This window comes from Vibrio sp. 10N.222.46.A1 (genome assembly GCF_041473595.1).
Classification (GTDB): Bacteria; Pseudomonadota; Gammaproteobacteria; order Enterobacterales; family Vibrionaceae; genus Vibrio; species Vibrio tasmaniensis_A.
The window spans coordinates 1-875 of the sequence record NZ_JBFRSN010001300.1; the positions used below are offsets into that span (position 1 = coordinate 1).

Genomic DNA, 875 nt, shown 5'->3' on the forward strand with positions numbered 1-875 from the left:
GACCTAACCATCATGAAGCGCCACGCTGAGTTTCTGAATAAGCACAAGGGTTTGCAAGAGATCGCAGAAAAACTAGGACGTATGGCTGGTGAGGAAGATGATCCTTCGCTACACAAAGCTCCTGTAGAAGAACTGCAGATGGTTGAAGAGAAAAGCGATGAAGCGGTCGATGATATTGTTGGGATTCACGAAAGTGATGATCTCAACAAGATGCTGCCAAACGAAACCATGTTCCTCGCTTACCCTGAACTTGAGGTTATCTTTTATAAGCACTTGGCCGACAAGCGTTTATTGAGCTATCGTTCGCAAGGTAAATCACGGACATTACGTAAAGTAAAAGCGCAAAAGCCTGATAGCAAAAACGTCGATATTGAAAAAGGGCCGTTCATCGTCTGTGTGGACGCTTCTGGTTCTATGAGTGGGTTCCCAGAGCAGTCAGCCAAAGCAATGGCTTACGCTTTGATGCAAATCGCGCTTGCGGAAGAGAGAGACTGTTACGTGATTCTGTTCTCTTCTGAGCAGATTACCTATGAGTTAACAAGGCAAGATGGCCTGCGTGAAGCGAGCGACTTCTTAAGCTATTCATTCCACGGCGGTACGGATCTAGAACCTGTACTCATGAAGTCGATTGACCTGATGACGGGTGATAAATACAAGAACGCAGATTTGATCGTACTTTCTGACTTTATCGCCCCTAAGCAATCTGATGAAATGATTGCTCAGGTTGAAAAATTGAAAGAGCACAAAAACCGTTTCCATGCGGTTAGTCTTTCTAAGTATGGTAACCCTCAACTTATGACCATGTTTGATCACTGTTGGTCGTATCATCCAAGTCTCGTTGGCCGCTTCATGAAGAAGTGGTAGCGGTAGAACCT

Annotated in this window: 1 protein-coding gene; it reads left to right on the plus strand. The window is 45.0% G+C overall.

Annotated elements, in window-relative coordinates:
• Window positions 1–864: VWA domain-containing protein (locus AB4496_RS26100; RefSeq protein ID WP_372132794.1), on the plus strand; the 864-nt coding region annotated here is incomplete at its 5' end.
• Window positions 865–875 lie beyond the last annotated feature (11 nt).